14 protein-coding genes and 1 pseudogene are annotated in these 18,615 nt (G+C 39.9%); 6 read left to right on the top strand and 9 right to left on the bottom strand.

The window, feature by feature from the left end:
- Entirely contained in the window at positions 1-1,452 is a 1,452-nt protein-coding gene (locus ACH0BF_RS14135) for a carbon starvation CstA family protein (protein WP_340851795.1), read from the top strand.
- Between the two features lie 150 nt (positions 1,453-1,602).
- On the opposite strand, the gene ACH0BF_RS14130 is transcribed toward ACH0BF_RS14135, so the two are convergent.
- The gene (locus ACH0BF_RS14130) at positions 1,603-2,766 is read right to left on the bottom strand and encodes an alpha-hydroxy-acid oxidizing protein (RefSeq protein WP_406909533.1); all 1,164 of its coding nucleotides are present in this window, start codon (positions 2,764-2,766) and stop codon (positions 1,603-1,605) included.
- 316 nt (positions 2,767-3,082) lie between these two features.
- On the opposite strand from ACH0BF_RS14130, the gene ACH0BF_RS14125 reads away from it, so the two are divergent.
- Complete coding sequence (locus ACH0BF_RS14125) at positions 3,083-3,682, top strand: undecaprenyl-diphosphatase (RefSeq protein ID WP_340851793.1); 600 nt, start codon at positions 3,083-3,085, stop codon at positions 3,680-3,682.
- A gap of 104 nt (positions 3,683-3,786) precedes the next feature.
- Here ACH0BF_RS14125 and ACH0BF_RS14120 read toward each other — a convergent pair whose 3' ends face one another.
- The 3 genes from ACH0BF_RS14120 to ACH0BF_RS14110 all read right to left on the bottom strand — a co-directional run bounded on the left by ACH0BF_RS14120 (position 3,787) and on the right by ACH0BF_RS14110 (position 7,643).
- A complete protein-coding gene (locus ACH0BF_RS14120) occupies positions 3,787-5,214 on the bottom strand; it encodes a sigma-54 interaction domain-containing protein (protein ID WP_340851791.1) in 1,428 nt (475 codons plus the stop codon).
- A gap of 156 nt (positions 5,215-5,370) precedes the next feature.
- Complete coding sequence (locus tag ACH0BF_RS14115) at positions 5,371-6,156, bottom strand: 3-hydroxybutyrate dehydrogenase (protein ID WP_120035643.1); 786 nt, start codon at positions 6,154-6,156, stop codon at positions 5,371-5,373.
- A 47-nt stretch (positions 6,157-6,203) separates the two neighbouring features.
- Complete coding sequence (locus ACH0BF_RS14110) at positions 6,204-7,643, bottom strand: GntP family permease (protein ID WP_406909532.1); 1,440 nt, start codon at positions 7,641-7,643, stop codon at positions 6,204-6,206.
- A 631-nt stretch (positions 7,644-8,274) separates the two neighbouring features.
- Here ACH0BF_RS14110 and rluF point away from each other — a divergent pair.
- Positions 8,275-8,982, top strand: a complete 708-nt coding sequence (gene rluF, locus ACH0BF_RS14105; protein ID WP_120035647.1) for a 23S rRNA pseudouridine(2604) synthase RluF — start codon at positions 8,275-8,277, stop codon at positions 8,980-8,982.
- Positions 8,983-9,120: 138 nt separating this feature from the next.
- Here rluF and ACH0BF_RS14100 read toward each other — a convergent pair.
- Positions 9,121-9,812: pseudogene (locus ACH0BF_RS14100) on the bottom strand (SDR family oxidoreductase).
- 346 nt (positions 9,813-10,158) lie between these two features.
- Between ACH0BF_RS14100 and ACH0BF_RS14095 the strand changes: the two are divergent.
- The gene (locus tag ACH0BF_RS14095; protein ID WP_406909531.1) at positions 10,159-10,368 is read left to right on the top strand and encodes a hypothetical protein; all 210 of its coding nucleotides are present in this window, start codon (positions 10,159-10,161) and stop codon (positions 10,366-10,368) included.
- 3 nt (positions 10,369-10,371) lie between these two features.
- Here the strand turns inward: ACH0BF_RS14095 and ACH0BF_RS14090 are convergent, their stop codons facing one another.
- The gene (locus tag ACH0BF_RS14090) at positions 10,372-11,145 is read right to left on the bottom strand and encodes a CPBP family intramembrane glutamic endopeptidase (RefSeq protein WP_406909530.1); all 774 of its coding nucleotides are present in this window, start codon (positions 11,143-11,145) and stop codon (positions 10,372-10,374) included.
- 764 nt (positions 11,146-11,909) lie between these two features.
- On the opposite strand from ACH0BF_RS14090, the gene ACH0BF_RS14085 reads away from it, so the two are divergent.
- Positions 11,910-13,427 carry a CoA-acylating methylmalonate-semialdehyde dehydrogenase gene (locus ACH0BF_RS14085; RefSeq protein WP_340851786.1) on the top strand — a complete coding sequence of 506 codons (1,518 nt, stop codon included), beginning with the start codon at positions 11,910-11,912 and terminating at the stop codon, positions 13,425-13,427.
- 191 nt (positions 13,428-13,618) lie between these two features.
- On the opposite strand, the gene ACH0BF_RS14080 is transcribed toward ACH0BF_RS14085, so the two are convergent.
- A complete protein-coding gene (locus ACH0BF_RS14080; RefSeq protein ID WP_340851785.1) occupies positions 13,619-14,206 on the bottom strand; it encodes an NAD(P)H-dependent oxidoreductase in 588 nt (195 codons plus the stop codon).
- 121 nt (positions 14,207-14,327) lie between these two features.
- On the opposite strand from ACH0BF_RS14080, the gene ACH0BF_RS14075 reads away from it, so the two are divergent.
- Positions 14,328-14,756, top strand: a complete 429-nt coding sequence (locus ACH0BF_RS14075; RefSeq protein ID WP_340851784.1) for a MarR family winged helix-turn-helix transcriptional regulator — start codon at positions 14,328-14,330, stop codon at positions 14,754-14,756.
- Positions 14,757-14,842: 86 nt separating this feature from the next.
- Here ACH0BF_RS14075 and ACH0BF_RS14070 read toward each other — a convergent pair whose 3' ends face one another.
- On the bottom strand, positions 14,843-16,054 hold the full coding sequence (locus ACH0BF_RS14070) for an ATP-binding protein (RefSeq protein WP_340851783.1): 1,212 nt from the start codon (positions 16,052-16,054) through the stop codon (positions 14,843-14,845).
- 309 nt (positions 16,055-16,363) lie between these two features.
- Positions 16,364-18,451 (bottom strand): GAF domain-containing protein, encoded by a 2,088-nt coding sequence (locus ACH0BF_RS14065; RefSeq protein ID WP_406909529.1) that lies wholly within the window; start codon positions 18,449-18,451, stop codon positions 16,364-16,366.
- Positions 18,452-18,615: the final 164 nt, after the last annotated feature.

Here is an 18,615-nt window from a genome sequence, read left to right as displayed (position 1 = left end):
ATGTACACATTTTTAGCAGGAATTGCCCTTTTAATCATTGGTTACTTTACGTATGGCAAATTTATTGAGAATATTTTCGGAGTAAAAGAAGAGCGGGCGACACCCGCTTATGTCAATAATGACGGAGTGGACTACGTACCGATGAGTACATCGAAAAACTCCTTAATCCAATTGTTGAACATTGCCGGCACAGGACCGATCTTTGGGCCTATTATGGGGGCGCTTTATGGGCCAGTTGCTTTTATTTGGATCGTGGTTGGCTGTATTTTTGCAGGCGCTGTTCATGACTATTTAACGGGCATGATTTCCATCCGTAACCGCGGCGCCCACTTGCCTGAACTAGCAAGTAAATTTTTAGGAAAAGTAATGAAACACATAGTCAATGCCTTTGCTGTTCTTCTTCTCTTATTAGTAGGAACTGTATTTGTGTCGACGCCGGCCAGCTTGCTCCATGTTTTAATGAATGGCAAAGTCGCCTTAAGCATTCTTATCGCTGCTATCTTTATTTATTATATTTTAGCTACATTGCTCCCGGTAGATAAAATTATCGGTCGTCTTTATCCGTATTTTGGTGCCCTCCTAGTGATTAGTGCTCTTGGAGTAGGCATCGCTTTAATCTTTACAGGGGCACCAATCCCAGAACTTTCTTTAACTAACTTCCATCCTGATCATGCACCGGTATTTCCATTGTTGTTCTTTACGATTACTTGCGGCGCACTTTCAGGATTTCACGCTACCCAAACACCCATTATTTCACGCACAACTCAAAATGAAAAGCAGAGCCGAAAAATCTTCTACGGCATGATGATTGCGGAAGGAATTATCGCTATGATTTGGGCGGCGGCGGCAATGAGCTTATTCGACGGTTATGGCGGTTTAAACGAAGTGCTTGCCGCAGGTGGTCCGGGAGCAGTGGTCAGCGAAGTGTCAACCTCCATGCTCGGTGCCGTCGGCGGAACACTGGCTGTGCTTGGTGTCGTTGTTTTACCAATTACTTCCGGAGATACAGCTTTTCGGAGTGCTCGCATGATCATCGCTGAATATTTGAATATTGCCCAAAAGAAATTTTCGAGCCGCTTATGGATTGCTCTGCCGTTATTCGTTATTTCTGTCTTGCTTACACAGATCGACTTTAATATCTTGTGGAGATATTTTAGCTGGGCGAATCAGTCCACGGCAGTCATTGCCTTGTTTGTTGGCGCTATGTATTTATATATTGCCCGAAAAAACTACTGGGTTTCGCTCATACCGGGAACCTTTATGCTTGTCATGGTTCTCGCTTACATCTTAAATGCACCAATTGGTTTTGGCTTATCCATGACAACCTCCTGGATCGGCAGTACTATTGGCACTATTATACTTGTTGCCCTGTTCTTTCACGCCGCTAAAAAAGCACGCGCAAACGACCTGCCAATTGAAGAGGATGTGTCCGACTGGAATAGTGTAGCCTAATAGCCTCCCCTAAAACATTATCAGACGATAAATAGAAGGAGAAATACTTCTCCTTCTTGGGTGCAGCCATTATTTCGTTAGCCTTATGACGGGCCTTTGAAACATCTTTAAGTGCACGCTCATGCGTGTACTTTTATTTTTCTTCTGATTCTATCGATAAGCATCTGTTACGAGAAAACGATCCACTTCTTTAATTGAATTTCGCCCTGAAATAGCCAGTTGCAATTCCGTCTCTGCAATAAAATTTTCAATAACTTCTCTTACCCCTGTTTCCCCAGCTACTCCTAAAGCATAAGCGTAAAGCCGACCGATCAGTACAGCCGAGGCTCCGAGAGCCATTGCCTTGATCACGTCCGCTCCTCTCCTTACTCCGCTGTCCAGTAAAACAGGGATTTTCTGTTCAATCGCTTCGCATATGGAAGGTAAAACATCCAGCGTTGCCACCGCTCCGTCCAATTGTCGCCCTCCGTGATTAGATACGATAATACCGGCCGCGCCATGTTCTAGCGCAAGCAAGGCATCATCCGGATGAGTTACTCCTTTGAGCAAAACCGGCAATGACGTTTGCTGGCAAATGTACTCCAGCTCTTTCCACGTAAATGCCGTGTTATTTCCCTCGTCCAGCGCCTTTCGACTCGCTGCTTTTACATTTTTTTCCGGCGGCTCTTCCAGTTTTGAGCGAAACACAGGATCAGAGAAGTAATTTCCCATCCCTTCTCCTGAAAGAAAAGGCAAGTAGGCATTATGAAGATCTTTTTCCCGCCAACCGAGCAAAATGGAATCAATCGTTACTACTATTGCTGAATAGCCGGCATCTTCGGCTCTTTTTAGAAAACTATTTGTTAGGTCATGGTCTTTAGGAGGATACAACTGAAACCACCGTAAAGCACCTCCCATTGCTTCCGCCACTTCTTCCATTGACTTTGTCGAAACATTGCTGAGAATATAAGGAACTCCTAATTGAGCTGCTGCTTTTGCAGGAGCCAGCTCAGCTTCCGGATGCAAGATAGAATTTACTCCAATGGGTGCAAGAAAAATCGGCACAGGAATGGATTGATCAAACAATTTGATCGTTAAATCCCGCTTGCTGACATCACGGCAGATCCTTGGTCGGAGCTGGTACTTCTGAAAGGCCTCCAAATTGGCACGCATAGTATCTCCCGCTCCTGCCCCGCCATTTACATAATCAAAGGGACCGGCTGCAAGCGTCTTTTTTGCCTTCTCTTCCCATTCTTTTATAGACACTGGCAAAAGTTTGGCGCCCTCGTCTCCACTCTGATAAAACTTCATCTGTATATCTTCACAGTTCCTCATGCCACCACTCCCAAGTAAAGTTACTTTTTAAAAATATACATTTATTATCGAATAAAAGTTAAAGATCAAATTCCTCCTGTATTATTGCCAAAAACCTTTAACTATATTGGTGTAAAAGTACGATCGCGAGGAGCAATTATGGAAAGATAACAAAAAGAGCAGAGAGAAGATCCGAAAAGCCAGCAGATAGATAGTTAGAATAGTGGCAAGCGATCAATCTTACGAAAATGTAATATTTATGTAAGCAAAACCAATTTTTCTCCTCGAACAAATTACATATACTCTTTTTAGATTCGTTATGAGGAGGGACATATCAGTGAATTTTTTCCAACTAAACGTTGATTTGTTTAGATTTATTAATGATCTCGGAAAGCATTTCACCTATTTAAATCCATCTATGACTTTCATCGCTGAATATACAGTCTTTATCTTAGCCTTAAGCGTCATTCTTTTTTGGTTTACGAGAACGGAGGACAATAGAATGATGATTATCTGTGGGGCCTTCACTTTGGCCGTAGCTGAGGTATTCGGAAAGATTGCTGGAAAACTCCATTCAAACCACCAGCCATTTGCTGAGCTGGAAAATGTAAATAAGCTGTTAGGACACGCAGTAGATAACTCTTTTCCAAGTGATCATACCATATTATTCTTTTCGTTTTGTATGACCTTTTATTTATTTAAAAAGAGGGGGAGGTTGTTATGGATTTTATTGGCTACCCTCGTTGGCCTCTCGCGTATTTGGGTGGGTGTTCATTACCCGGCAGATGTCATTACAGGAGCACTTCTTAGTATCTTCACGGCTCTCATTGTTTGTCAGGTAGTACCTAAGTTGAGCGTCATGAGAAAGCTGTTAGCCATTTACGAGAAAGGTGAACAAGTTATCCTTCCTGCAAAAAATAATTCGAGAGAATATTAATAAGCTCATGTCAGCACTGTGCTTTGCACAAACGCACAGAAGGCAGTCATGAGCTGCTACACTTGAACAGTCATCCATACCGGCAGGTTTTATTTTAGATAACCTTATTTAATATCATATAATCTGCATTTATCGTAAAAGCTGGTTTTACTGATTTCTAATAGCTTGGCTGCTTTTATTTTATTTCCTTTTGCAGCAGTTAAAGCCTGTTGAATGGCTTGTTTTTCAACAACAGCTAGTGTTTCTTTTAACGGTAATACTGACATAGATGCAGAAATACTTGCTGGGTCAGGGTCACACTGTATATTGATTTCCGTTTCCTCTGCTCCTCCAGCTTCCTGGTCGCGCAAATATAGGGGCAGATGAACCAATTGAATCACCTTGCCATCCAGCACATTGATTGAACGCTCCAGCACATTTTCCAATTCACGGATGTTTCCCGGCCAGGAATGCTGCCTTAACTTCAATGCCACCTCTTGTGATAATTCAATGCCACTGCGGTAAAATTTTTTCTCTAGCTTCTTCAGTAAAAATCGGGAGATAGGAAGCACGTCTTCCTTTCTTTGTCTCAATGGAGGAATTTCGATTTTGATGACATTTAAGCGGTAGTATAAATCCTGGCGGAACTCCCCTTCCTTCACCATCTTTTCTAAATCGCGGTGGGTCGCTGCAATGATCCGCACGTCCACAGAAATGGATTTTTGGCCGCCTACCCGGTGAATCTCTTTTTCCTGAAGCACTCTTAATAATTTACTTTGCATAGAGAGAGGCATATCCCCGATTTCATCCAAGAAAAGCGTACCTTCATTGGCCATTTCAAACTGCCCCTTCTTTCCGCCTTTTTTGGCTCCTGTAAAAGCTCCATCCTCATAGCCAAACAGCTCGGACTCCAGCAGATGTTCCGGGATAGAGGAGCAATTAATGGCAACGAAAGGACCGGACGCGCGCATGCTGTTATGGTGAATGGCGTGGGCAAACAATTCCTTTCCCGTGCCTGATTCACCGATCAGTAAGACCGAGGAGTTGCTACCTGAGATTCTTTGAGCAAGATTTTTGACCGACAGAAAAGCAGGGCTGTCTCCAATTAAATCATTAAAGTTATACCTACTTTGCAAATCTCGCTGGGCTCTTGCTTGATAATACTTCAACTCTTCCACGAGATTTTGGATTTTTGTTTTGTACATCTGCCACTCTTCTGGATTGCGAAACATGACACTGCCTACAGCGCCGACAATTTCTCCATTCTCAAACAGAGGAAACCGGTTAGCAATCATTTCGCTGCCATTAATTGATTGAAGGGCAGCCAGTTCGGTTTGTCCCGTTTGGGCAACGATATGCATGCGTGAGTTTTCAATTATGTCCTGTACCGGACGATTGACTGCTTCTTCTACCGTCGTCCCAATAAATTCGCAGTATCCCTCATTGATATAGAGAATTATGCCGTTGCGATCGACAACAACCACTCTTTCTGCCAATAAGTTAATGATTTGCTCATACCAGCTGTCAGGAATTTTTTCAAAAGCCCGTTTCATTCCACATCCCTCCTTTTTATATTCGTGCATTTATTATAACAAAGATTAACCCATAAATTTCCTTATGAGAAATGGATCAACGGCAAATAAGAGAACCCCATTCTAACGAATGGGGTTCTCTTTAATATCTAGTCTGCTTTTCGAGAAGAGAAAGCTTTATTGGGCTGTGTAGCCGCCATCCAGCACGACTGCTTGCCCTGTCACCCCCCTCGCTTTGTCGCTTGCTAAAAAGACCGCATAATCAGCGATTTCTGCTACCGTTAACAGCCGTTTTTGCGGGACAAGCGGTAGTAAAACTTCCTCAATCGCACGGTCCAAACTGACATTTCTTGTTTCTGCCAAGTCGCCTAATTGCCCTCTGACTAATGGTGTATCCACGTAGCCGGGGCATAAAGCATTGACAGTGACTCCATATGCCGCACCTTCTAAGGCTGCTACCTTCGTTAGACCAATGACTCCATGCTTGGCGCTATTATATGCTGCTTTTCCAGCGAAGCCAATAATGCCGTTTACAGAAGCCATATTGATGATCCTGCCGAAGCCCTGTTCCTTCATGGCCGGGAATACGTGTTTTATTCCAATGAACGGAGCCGTTAACATCACTTTTATTAGCTGCTCAAATTTCTCTGTAGGAAACTCTTCGATGGGAGCAACATATTGAAGCCCTGCATTGTTAACTAAGATATCTATTTTTCCGAAAGTTTGCTGTGCTGATCGAAGACTATTTTTATAAGCTTCCTCATTAGTGACATCACATGGAGCGGCCAATCCCGTGAACCCTTGTTCTTTTAATTCTGAAACCACCTGTTTACTTTTTTCTGCATTTAAATCTGAAATAACGATATTGGCTCCTTCTTCAGCAAATGTCCTGGCAATCTCTAAGCCAATCCCGCTGGCCGATCCTGTAATAAACGCTGTTTTTCCGGCTAATGCTTTGTTCATACTTCTATTGCCTCCTTAAATTTAGACACTTTAGTTATCAAACGAACTTAAATAATCCCCAAAAATGTATAAAGCGCGATCACAACGAATACAGCTAATGTCTTAATGACTGTAATGGCAAATATGTCTCGATACGATTGCTTGTGTGTTAATCCAGTCACAGCAAGCAGCGTGATGACAGCCCCGTTATGAGGAAGAGTATCCATGCCGCCAGAAGCCATAGCTACTACCCTATGCATCACTTCAGGAGGGATATTAGCCGCTGCAATTGCCTGGTTGTACTTATCTGCCATCGCTCCCAATGCAATCCCCATACCGCCAGAGGCCGATCCGGTCATACCGGCAAGTGTCGTCGTCGTCACTGCTCCATTTACAAGCGGGTTGGTGAATGTACTAGAAATCCCATCACTTATTTTTGCAAATCCCGGAAGCGCGGCGATAATTCCCCCAAATCCATATTCCGCCCCGGTATTCATAGTCGCCAGCAGTGAACCGCCGATTGCTGTGTTTACGCCTTCTTTAAATCCCTGTGTAACACGTTTCCAATCGTACGCTATTGATGAGACAATACCCACTAACAAGGCCATAATAATCGCCCAAACAGGTGCAACGGCGGCGACATCTACTGAATAATCCTTTAAGCCAATGGCAGAAAAGTCAAAACCATTGGGGTACCATTTTGGTATATACGTAATAAACAGCTTATTAGTGATCCCAACAAGAAGAAGCGGAATAAAAGCAAGAACCTGTCTGGCTACTGATTGTTGTGAAGCCAGATTAGAGGGCTCAACGCCCGTCTCTTTTGCCTTGGCACTTTCCACAGCAGCTGCTTCTTCTGATTCAAAGCCGTAATAGCCTTCACCGGCCTTTTCAGCTTTCTTTCTCCTCATTTCCAGATAAAACAAGCCTGCAGCTAAAACAAGAATCCCCCCAATAATCCCGAGTGTTGGCGCTGCATAAATATTTGTTTTGAAAAACGAAATAGGAATGACATTTTGAATCTGCGGCGTTCCTGGCAGGGCATCCATCGTAAAGGTAAACGCACCGAGAGCAATCGTTCCTGGAATGAGCCTTTTTGGAATATCTGCCTGCCGGAACATTTGGGCCGCGAATGGATAAATGGCAAACACGGCCACGAATAAACTAACGCCGCTATACGTTAAAATTGCTCCTAATAACACGATCGTCAACATAGCCCGTCTGGCCCCGAGCCAACGTACAATCGTCTTGGCGATAGATTCCGCGATTCCGGACATTTCTACGACTTTCCCAAAAATAGCCCCTAATAGAAAAACAGCAAAATAGGATTTAATAAAACCGACCATCTTTTCCATAAATACACCTGAAAAGAACGGCAAAACATGCAGCGGTGCAATTAACAGGACAGCGAGAAGCGCGCATATGGGCGCAAACAAAATAACTGAGTAACCTCGATAAGCAAAAAAGATTAAGAGCCCGAGCGACAATAAAATAACTATCAAATCCATGCAAATCCCCCCGTATCGTTTGATCAATCATAAAGGCCCCTCTTAGTAAGCGTTTACAATAAAGGCTAGCCTTTATTTTGTTACTCCTTCTGCCCTCAGTCACACAGGCAAACGACCCTGCTATGTTGTTTGACTGCCATGAAACAGGATGATTTTCATTTCTCTCTCGTCTTCAAATTGCAATTATCATACCAATTAAAGAAGATTCAAGAATCTCCCTCTAGCAAAAGGAAGGCTTTTATAAAAATGAAAGATCCGTTCCGAAAACACGGAAATTTCCTGTTTTGCGGAATCTATTCCCTTTAAAAATCCGGAAAAACGGAAAATGCCATTCATCTTATGGGCTCAAGCTATTCCCATTGACCCCTTTCAGGACAAATAAAATTTTCTCTGCTTTCTCGTTCTTTTTTCAAATAAGGGTGTTTAGATCACAAAAATTGATGCACTCTAAGTTAGAACTTCAAAAATAGAGGAATAGATTAAGGAAAGCTGTAAAATGTGTATCTCTTCAGCTATATGACACCGCATTCCGCTTGGGCATTATTACGAAGCAGCTGAAAAATTCTTGAAAACACACGGGTTAGTAAGTTATTCTTAAGCATACAATTCTTACTTAAGGCTGTGATTAACGTTGCGTATTAATAAATTCATTAGCGAGTCAGGAAAAACATCCAGAAGAGGAGCAGATAAATTAATTAGTGAAGGAAAAGTAACCATCAATGGAAAGTTGGCCGAAGTAGGAAGCCAGGTAGAACCCGGCGATGACGTCCGAATTAATGGAGAATCTGTTCAAATAGAGAAAAACCATGTGTACATTGCATTAAATAAACCAGTTGGCATCACAAGTACAACAGAAAAGCATGTAAAAGGAAACATTGTTGACTTCGTCAATCATCCTTTGCGAATTTTCCATATTGGACGGCTTGATAAAGACTCAGATGGCCTCATTCTCCTTACAAATGACGGTGACATTGTAAATGAAATTTTGCGTGCTGAAAATAATCACGAGAAAGAATATATCGTCACTGTAGACAAGCCAATCACCTCCGAATTCTTAAAGAAAATGGCTAGTGGTGTGGAAATTTTAGATACAAAAACACTTCCTTGTGAAGTCATCCAAACCTCAAAGTATGAGTTTCACATCATATTAAAACAAGGCTTAAACCGGCAAATCCGCCGCATGTGCGCGGCACTCGGGTATAAAGTGTTAAGGCTCCAGCGCATTCGGATTATGAACATTCACCTAGGCAGCCTGCCTATTGGGCAATGGAGAGATTTGACGAAAAAAGAACGCACCCAGCTATTCAAAGACCTGGACTATGAGCCGAAACAGTGGTAAATGAAAAAGCCAAATGAGTGATCACTCATTTGGCTTCTTTTTCTGTAAAGAGATAATAAAGTTAGTTAATTTTGAGAGTAAATATAGGAGCCTTGCTACATTTTATTGTGTAGCAAGGCTCCTTAAAGTTGTTTAATTCTAACTCAACTCAGCCTCATCACTTGCAAGAAAAGCAATAACCCGTGCCACGTCATCTGGTGTACCAATACGGCCCATTGGAAATCTAGGTAAAAGAAAATTTCTTATTTCATCCGTCATCCATGTAGAATCTGTTGGACCTGGATTTACAGCATTAACAGTGATTCCTAATGGTGCAAGTTCTTGTGATAACGACCTAGTAAAGGCAGAAATAGCCCCTTTAGTTGCTACATAGGCTAACTCCCCGGGCATAGGAGCTAAATCCTGCCCTGATGTCATATTTATTATTCTTCCCGATTCTAAATTAGATTTTTTAAAACGACGAGCAAACTCCACACAAAGAAGAAAGTTTGACCTCATATTAACCGCATAATGATCATCAAGTGATTAGCATCTAACGATAAATAATCATTACTTGTGGAATGAGCTGCATTATTAATTAAGATTGAAGGATACCCTAATTTAGCCAAAATTTCCTCATATATGGTAAAGGCAGCATTTGCATCTAATAAATCAATTTTCATTGACCCGCAACGGACACCCATTCGTAAAATTTCTTGCTGAAATTTTTCTATCCATACCTCATCAGAATTCCAGTGAGTAAAGAAAATATTTATCCCCTGTGAGGCTAACTTACGACAAATAGCTGTACCAATCTCTCCTTGACTGCTCGCTCCTGTAACTAGTGCAATTTTTTTTGAATATGACTCATTATTTTAACCCCCAGATTATAGGGATAATATGCTATGGGTAATAGAGATGTCGATTCTCATAAAAACAAAAGCAGACCCCATAATAGTATCTGCCTAGTCAATGGATATTTTATAACTCCACACCATGTATCCCCCGAATGATTATCATTCAAATAACTAGGCACACGCCTCCCCTTAAATGGGTATAAAGTTAAAGCTGTCTATTTATGATTATTCATCACAGAGTTTGCCACATGTAGAATCTTAATTCCCCTTTCCATACATCTCTAAGCTTATCTTACTTATTAGACTGAAAAAAACAACAATTTATTAGAGGAACTTGTGTATGTACTATACTCGCATTCAACTATTCCGCCCCGTTAGTCCAATAAAAATTAACAACTTTATTGTCAATCCCTCCGTCGATCTTCACGGAGAAGAAAAAGAAGGACAAACTGTTGCCGGCAGGTTGGATTCTGTTGGCATTACAAAACAAACTAGGCTGCTCACTCATGAAGAAGGAGAACGTTTTATAGTCCTCTTCCTTTTTCTTTAATGGTTAAGCATGGACCGCTACATTGTCTCCCTTTTTCCAATAGTAAAGGAACACAACTAAAAAGAGCAAAGAAGTGGTTGCTAACAGGATCGTATTATTAAGCAGCGGGTTGATTTTGCCTTCGGTAATCATCAATAATCCGCCTCCAGATTTACCGTTCAGCCCATAGAGAAGTCCATAAGAAACGTTTAACCCAAAGTGGATACCTGTATCCGCCCATACCGATCCTGATTGATAAAAAGAGTAAGTCAAAGAGCAACCCAATATAAGGGAAAAAACAAAGTTTAAAAAGGTAACATCCCCATTCCAAAAGTCATCCAGCGCATAAAGGGTAATGCTAATGATGGCAATGAAAAAGGGCGGCAGTTTACCAGCGAGTGAATGAATGACAAATCCCCTTGTGATTAGGTCATTAATGATCGACCCAAGAAAAAAACCAACGATCATTTGAACCAACATCCACCAGGCATTGAACCCTGTTTGAACTCCTCTAATCTCAAATTTCCCAAGCTGCCAATAGGTGACGTACATAAGAGACCAACAACCAAATCCTATAAGGAAACTAACAGCAAAATGCTTCTTCCAATGATTGGAGCGCAATAAACCTATTCCTTCTAGGCCTGGAAGCCCATTTAATTTTCCTATGTATGAAGCAAACGGAAAAAATAATAAAATGCCAAATAATTGTATGAAAGTGTTAGTGACAAAGTGTGTCACCCCATTGAAATAAATGGATAACGCTAAAAAACTTCCTATGCCTATAATTGCTTTCTTCATCGGTTCTCCCCTGATAAATTAATTTCGTAAGATCACCTATTCTAGATCAAAATTACCATAAATTCATGAGAAAAGTAATATTTTCCTTGAAAAATAAAAAAGCAACTGATGCTTATTACTCCAAATCTAACAAATTGTATAAAATTTTTATATTATTAATAACAATCTGTCTATTGTTTAGCAATGTTTTTAATTATATAGTTTATATAATTATTTTATTACTAAGTCTCTTTACACTTCATTATCGATCTTCTCTGCGGGCGGTCCGTGAGCCTCCTCGTTGCGTGCGCTTCTGCTTGTTCTCACCAGGACTCGCTTTTCCCGCTAGACTCATCATCTTTCGCTGCAATCAACTAGTGAAAAAACAACATTCATCTTTAGCCAAGCCAATTACTCAGCAATTTTTTTCCTCATCATCTCTCTAAATGGGAATCCATGCTAAAAACTTGCTTCAATCATTAGAAGGAATCTTATGTCTTTAAATGATCGGGGCAGTCAAAGAGCGATAGCTTATGTTTAAGATTCGCCCTTCTAAAAAGCTAACCTTGTCCTTCTATCTCCATACCCTGTTATAGCTGGTATGTATAGGCGGACAGAAAGTACTAAATCGATGCCACCAGCCCAGATGACCACTCTTTATAGGCATATCTCTTTAAACATCTACTTATCCAATTTTTTATCATTTGTAAACAGCTGCATGTATAGACTAATGAATGAAAGCTTTCATATAAAAAATAATGAATAAGGTGGAGGAGATAGAGAAGATGGAAAGATTAGTCGAGGTACAAAAGATCACTCATTTTATCGGTGGAGAAATGAAGCCAGGGACGAGCAAGCGTTTCGGCAAAGTGTACAAGCCTTCCACAGGTGAGGTAATGGCTCTATGTCCATATGCTTCAACAGAGGAAGTAAATGCAACAGTAGAAATAGCTAAAAAAGCTTTTGGTGCCTGGAAAAAAACGCCTGTTGCTCAAAGGGTAGAAGTCATTCACCGCTTCAGAAGCCTGCTAGTTGAGAAGACTGATGAACTAGCAAACTTAATTGGCCTGGAGAGCGGTAAAACCCTTTCTGATGCTAAAGGTGAAATCAGCAGGGGCATTGAATCGGTTGATCTAGCTATTAATGCTCCCCATCTTTTGAAAGGCGAATACTCCGTTAATGTAGGCGGAGAAATTAATGCTTATTCGATGAAGCAACCACTTGGTGTAGTCGCTGCTATTTCGCCATTTAATTTTCCCTTCATGGTTCCGGTTGCCATGTCGACAATGGCTGTAGCGTGCGGAAATGCCGTTATTTTAAAACCTTCCGAAAAAGTACCCAATTCGGCGTTATTCTTCTCGGAGCTCTGGAAACAGGCGGGTCTGCCGGATGGTGTATGGAATGTCATTAACGGGGATAAAGAAGCGGTAGATGCTTTGCTGAAACATCCTGATGTTCCGGCCATCTCTTTTGTAGGGTCTACGAAGATTGCCCAATATATTTACGAGGAAGGATGCCGGAATCATAAAAGAGTAGCGGCCTTCGGTGGTGGAAAAAATCATATGATTATTATGCCTGATGCTGATTTAGACCTCGCTGTTAACTCCTTCCTCGGAGCAGCATACGGAGCTGCTTCCCAGCGCTGCATGGCTATCTCTGCAGCGGTGCCCGTAGGAGAAAAAACAGCGGAAGCCTTCGTAGCCAAGTTAAAAAGTCGAGTGGAAGAATTGAAGGTTGGTGCCTATAACGATGAGAACGCCGACTTTGGTGCTCTTATTTCACAAGAATCAAAGGAAACAGTGACAAGATTTATAGAACAGAGCATTCAAGAGGGTGCCCACTTATGCGTAGACGGACGGAATCCCAAAGTTGAGAATGCACAAGGCTTCTTTCTTGGAGCCACTTTGCTCGATCATGTAACTCCTAATATGGAAATCTATCGTGAAGAAGTATTTGGTCCAGCGCGGATCGTCGTTCGTGTCGATACGTTGGACGAAGCGATTGAACTAATTAATAATCACGAATATGGAAATGGCGTAACGATATTTACAAATAACGGATATGCAGGCCGAAAGTTCGCGGAACAAATTGAAGTCGGCATGGTCGGCATCAATGTACCGATTCCAATTCCGGTCGGTTACCACAATTTTGGCGGATGGAAGCGTTCAAAGTTTGGCGAAGGCCATATGTTTGGGCCGGACACGGCACGCTTCTTTACAAAATCAAAAACAATCTCCGAGAGATGGCCGGAAAACCAGGTTTATAGCGACCAGGTAGACTTTGACTTCCCTAGCAATCGGTAAAATAATTCCTATCCTTCCAATCCATAAAAGATAGCCCTCAACAATAAATGAAGTCCGGCAAAGAACAATAGTTTTTGCCGGATTTTTTCGCTGTCGTCTCACTAAGCTCCCAAAACAAGAAAGTAGGCTCGCTGACTGTAAATATCTCTTCCTTAATCATCTTCATTGCTGTGAATCACTTAAGAGTTTTTTCAAGCATTCACGCTTTTAAAATAGCGATATACTTTCTCCAGCTTTTTTGCTTGTTTTCCTTTTGGGCTTTCCATATTGCCAAATTCAAAAAACTTCACTTTTTTAATACCTACAAAGCGAAATAAAGCTCTTTTCATTAAGATCTTATGCGAATTGTTTAACCAGAAAAGAGGATATTTTGCAGGCCCCTTCATGGTGGATACACATACAACTGATTTTCCTTTTAATAACCCTTTCGGGAAAAGTCCCTTCTTGTCTCTGTAAGCAAAGTTCGCAGCAAATAATTGATCTATATATCCCAACAGCATAGCCGGTGGTCTTCCCCACCAAATGGGATAGATAAAAACAATCTTGTCAGCCCAGGTAATTTGTTGTCTATATTTTTCAATCTGAGGATCACGATACATATCGCGTCTCCGCTTATCTTTATTAAATACTAGAAGAGGATTAAATTGCTCTTCATATAAATCAAGAACTTGCAATTCGTTTATGAAAAAATTTTCATGGCTCCCTTGGATTACTTTTTGTAAAAAGGCATGACATAAACTTTCATTATTGGGATGTGCATAAATAACTAGTGTTTTCATAAAGCACCTCATTTAGTTATCATTTGATAATAATTATCATATGACGATTCGTATTTTGTTGTCAAATGATAATTGTGTATTGATAATAAATTTGTTATCTTGTCAATAAGAGGTGAAAACTATGGACAAAAAAGCTCTTTTTTTTAAATGTGTGTCCTTCACAGCTTCGGTTCATCGTGTGACGCATGAATTAACAAAAAACGCTAAATCCGATTCTATTACACCTGTTCAATATACGATCCTTGAACATATAACCGTTAATCAGCCGGTTACTCCCAGTGAAATGAGTGAATGCATGCATGTATCCATGCCAAATATGAGCCGTGAATTAAAAAAATTAAGCGAAAAAAACTTAATTGAGAGGTTAACCGATCCTAAAGATCGACGAAAACAATATGTACGTCTCTCTAAAAAGGGAGAAACTATGATGGATGATGCCTTTTCACTTATAGAATCCAACTTCTTAAGCCGTGTACAGCATGCTTCGAAGGAAGATTTAGAGGATATTGACCGCGCCCTCGATGTCCTTCAAACAAAGCTCTTTTATTAATAAAGCAATGACGCAAAAAACACCCTCAATTGAAGGTGTTTTTTTACCGTATATTCCTACTGCATTCTAGTTATCAATGTCTATGATCATTTCGAGGGAAAGCGTATAGTCACTGTTGTTCCTCTACCTTTTGAGCTTTGAAAATCAATGGTTCCCTTGTACTTTTCTACAACATTGTAACAAATCATCATTCCTAGGCCTGTCCCTTTACTTTTCAAGGAATAAAAAGGTGTACCGAGGGTCTTAATTTCTGCTTCTGACATGCCTTGTCCATAATCGATCACTTTGATCTCAATGAGATCTTTCTTTCTATTAGCTGATACAATTACAGGATCGCCGGCATTGGAAGCTTCAATGGCATTTTTAATAATATTTACGAGTAATTGCTTAAACTCTATATTATTAGCAGCAATAAAAAAGTCATCTACGACGTTTAACTGGATCTTATTATCATGTAACAACCCATAAGAACAAAGAAAATCCGTTACACTCTGAAGAACATTCTTCACATTGACAATTTCCATTTCTTTATCTTTATCTGGCTTGGCAATCTCTAAAAATTGAGAAATCACCTGTTCAGCTGTATCCAATTCATCAATCATCAAAGCAAAATGCCTTTTGGCGTCTTCACAATTAGGTGCTGTCTCTTGTTGATATAGCTGCAAAAATCCTTTTATGACAGTCAAAGGGTTTCTAATTTCATGAGCAACAGCCGCTGCCAGTTGTCCCGTTATTCTTAGGCGCTCCGATTGTTGTATTTGTTCATAGTATAACTGCTGCTTTTTTATTCGGCGATGCGATAGATAGAAGATGAAGTACACCATCACCTGGCTGCCTATAAAATTAAGGATATTGCCGGTTATATCTTCTTTTATATAGGGATAGGAATGTCCTTGATCAAAGACTGCAATATAACTAAATGCAAGAACGATAGCCACACTATTTAATAACAATGAAAAATAAAATAGCTTGGAATCAAAAAATAAGATAGAAACAGCTGGCACTAGGCAGAGAAAAATAAAGGTAGACCAAGTGTCTGGATAGAGAAAGAAAAGCGTATAAAAATAAATGAATGTCACTATTGTAATTACCACTCTAAAAATATGCGTAGCATATTTAGGGTAAAATAACAAACAGCCTGCTAGCATAAAAACAAGCACAATGTGGAAAAGATGGCCAAAATCTATTTTTCCCAAATGCGGATTATCTATTAACAAGCCTACAATCATAAGAGCTATTACACTTACTGCTGTAATGTAATATAATGTTTTATTTACATGAGTATAAATCCCGTTCATATCTACTCCTTTTTATTTTTATATCAAAAAATAACCGCCATTGTTCAATTATTCTCATCACGTCATCTTAAATAACTTTTATATAGTACCATACAATTTTTGTATAATTGGTAAATTATTTTAAGAATTGAAAAATAGGTAAAATAGACGGAGACAGATTCATGATTCAACTCTTCCCTGTCAGAATTAGCAACTACTATAGCCATTAGTTTACAACCTAATAATGAAATTTAATGAAGGAAAGAAAATATTTCCTACGTATTTTTTCAAAAAAAAGAGAGAGAAGTTCTCTCCCCGTTTAACATATAGTTACTGATTGCTTAAATGAAATTTAATAAAAAATGTCGTGCCTTCCGGTCCTGTTTGAGTTTCAATCTTTGCATGATGTCGAGCGGCAATAGCATAACACACCCCTAAACCTAAACCAGTTCCATTATCCTTTGTAGTGAAAAATGGGGTACCTAGCTTCTCTAATATTTCCGGCTCGATCCCTGTTCCTTGATCTTGTACAGTAAGAACCACATTGTCGTTTCCTTCTTTATAGGTTTTAATAGTAAGCGTTTGCCCTTCACTCATTGCTTCTAGTCCATTCCGATATAGATTGATTAATAACTGACGTATTTCATTGCGATTTAAAAGTAGCTCTGGAATAGGTGTCGTATGAATTTTAATAATTTTGTTTTGGCTGAACGCATCCACTTTAATCAAGGGGGTCATATCATGAATAAGAGCATTTAAATCCTGCATCTGCAAATCAGAGGTCCTCGTATTGCCCATGGAAAGAAACTCCGTGATAATAGAATTTGCACGGTCCAGCTCTTCAATCATTAAATTAAAATAATGATTGTATTCATCAAAACGATCCTCTTTCTTTAACAATTGTAAAAACCCGCGGACAGTTGTCATTGGATTCCTAATTTCATGGCTGATGCCTGCCGCCATTTGTCCTATTAAATCCAAGCTCGATAATCGCTTTAATTCCTTCTCATATTTCTTTTTGTCAGTTACATTTTTAAAGAGGCAACAGAGACCGTCGTCATAAGGATAAGCGACTATCTCATGCCAATAATCTTCATAGACTGAAGGCGTTTCAAACTGTATGGATATCTGCTCTGACAGTACCCGATGAAACTCCTTATACATCGTTGTTCCAATTACCTCCGGGTATACCTCCCAGATGTTTTTTCCTATTACATCTTCTATTGTTTTATTTTTTGGAAGAAACTGATGTTTGTTTACATAAGTAAATTTCCATTCTTTATCTAAGGTGAAAAATCCATCCGTGATGCCTTCAATGATACTTGTCACTTTCTTATTGGCAGTAGCCAATTCTCTTGTTCGTTCTTCCACTATATATTCAAGTTGATTCATATATTGCAAGTTTAAAAATGCTGGAACCGTCGCATCAACAATTGATTGCGCTATTCGAATTTGGGAATCACAGTAATAGTGGCCTTTCCCCTTTAGATTGACGACAGCTATTACGCCGAGCACTTCTCCCATTGAAATAAATGGGATCATAAGCAGGTTCTCAATATGAAGATGGCTACAACTGTCATGATCCATTCTTTCATCTGCACAAACATCCGGTATAAAAACAGCATTTTTCGCCTTAATAACCTCTTGAATAATAGCTTCGTAGTTTAAACTCATTTGAATATTTTGATACTCTGCTTCTGTCCAATCGCTCTCTTTGCTTAGCCTTACAGATTTTATTACCTTCTTATCCAACGGATCTAGAAGGCATGCAGCTATATGGTGGCTACCTAATACCTTCCCTAAATAGGAAAAGCATGTATCGAGACTTTCCTGCACAGAGGAGCACATCGGTAACTCACGTGTAATATCTAGTAATAACTGCTTTTCGGTAATCAGATTTTCTTTTTGCATAAGGTTGTTCGCATTTTGAATAGCAACAGCAGCCATATTTACATAGGCTTCCACACTTTGAATTTCAGCTTCCGTTAAATTCATTGGAATGCCATAATCAAATAAAAAAACAAGGCCAAATAGCTCTTGCTCGTACGAGATGGGCAGTACTAGTAAGGATTTAATTTTAAAGGCGTTGATAACTGCTGGATCTGGCCTTGAATCCTTTGATGTATGAGGTATATAAATAGGTTTCTTCGTTTCAATTACCTCTTTGGCTAATAAGTCTTTTTTCGGATCAATGATCTGTTTATCAATCGTTATTCCAGCTATAAAATCAGGCTTCCCTACAAATCCTTTAAATGTTCCATCTTGCTGCGGCAAATAAATACCTACAGCATCACACTGTACAATTTCTTCAGATATGGCCTTTGTTACATGTTCAAGCACTTCCCGTAATTCTAACTTTGTATTGATAATCTTTGTTATATTTGCAAGCCGAGAATATCTCGTCTGTTCTACTCCCATTTGCCGATCCCCAATCGTAGAGATAATAAAATAAACCTTATTACATAAACAAGGCCTGCATAGCACTGTTTTGCTTTATTTATGAATATTTTATTACTTCTTATTGTACAGAGGTTCCATTAAATTTAATATAGGTAATAAAGAAAATAATACCAACCTGTAAG

The sequence above is a fragment of the Pseudobacillus sp. 179-B 2D1 NHS genome, assembly GCF_045370945.1.
In the GTDB taxonomy this organism is placed as follows: Bacteria; Bacillota; Bacilli; order Bacillales; family Domibacillaceae; genus Pseudobacillus.
Note: the sequence above shows the minus strand (reverse complement) of the source record. Positions and strands in the feature narration are given on the sequence as shown.

Excerpts from the sequence above, each read along its gene's own strand:
- ACH0BF_RS14080 (WP_340851785.1), bottom strand. The coding sequence starts at position 14,206 with ATGAAAACACTAGTTATTTATGCACATCCCAATAATGAAAGTTTATGT.
- ACH0BF_RS14130 (WP_406909533.1), bottom strand. The coding sequence starts at position 2,766 with ATGAGGAACTGTGAAGATATACAGATGAAGTTTTATCAGAGTGGAGAC.
- ACH0BF_RS14115 (WP_120035643.1), bottom strand. The coding sequence starts at position 6,156 with ATGAACAAAGCATTAGCCGGAAAAACAGCGTTTATTACAGGATCGGCC.
- ACH0BF_RS14095 (WP_406909531.1), top strand. The coding sequence starts at position 10,159 with ATGTACTATACTCGCATTCAACTATTCCGCCCCGTTAGTCCAATAAAA.
- ACH0BF_RS14135 (WP_340851795.1), top strand. The coding sequence starts at position 1 with ATGTACACATTTTTAGCAGGAATTGCCCTTTTAATCATTGGTTACTTT.
- ACH0BF_RS14070 (WP_340851783.1), bottom strand. The coding sequence starts at position 16,054 with ATGAACGGGATTTATACTCATGTAAATAAAACATTATATTACATTACA.
- ACH0BF_RS14075 (WP_340851784.1), top strand. The coding sequence starts at position 14,328 with ATGGACAAAAAAGCTCTTTTTTTTAAATGTGTGTCCTTCACAGCTTCG.
- ACH0BF_RS14110 (WP_406909532.1), bottom strand. The coding sequence starts at position 7,643 with ATGGATTTGATAGTTATTTTATTGTCGCTCGGGCTCTTAATCTTTTTT.
- ACH0BF_RS14065 (WP_406909529.1), bottom strand. The coding sequence starts at position 18,451 with ATGGGAGTAGAACAGACGAGATATTCTCGGCTTGCAAATATAACAAAG.
- ACH0BF_RS14090 (WP_406909530.1), bottom strand. The coding sequence starts at position 11,145 with ATGAAGAAAGCAATTATAGGCATAGGAAGTTTTTTAGCGTTATCCATT.
- ACH0BF_RS14120 (WP_340851791.1), bottom strand. The coding sequence starts at position 5,214 with ATGAAACGGGCTTTTGAAAAAATTCCTGACAGCTGGTATGAGCAAATC.
- ACH0BF_RS14085 (WP_340851786.1), top strand. The coding sequence starts at position 11,910 with ATGGAAAGATTAGTCGAGGTACAAAAGATCACTCATTTTATCGGTGGA.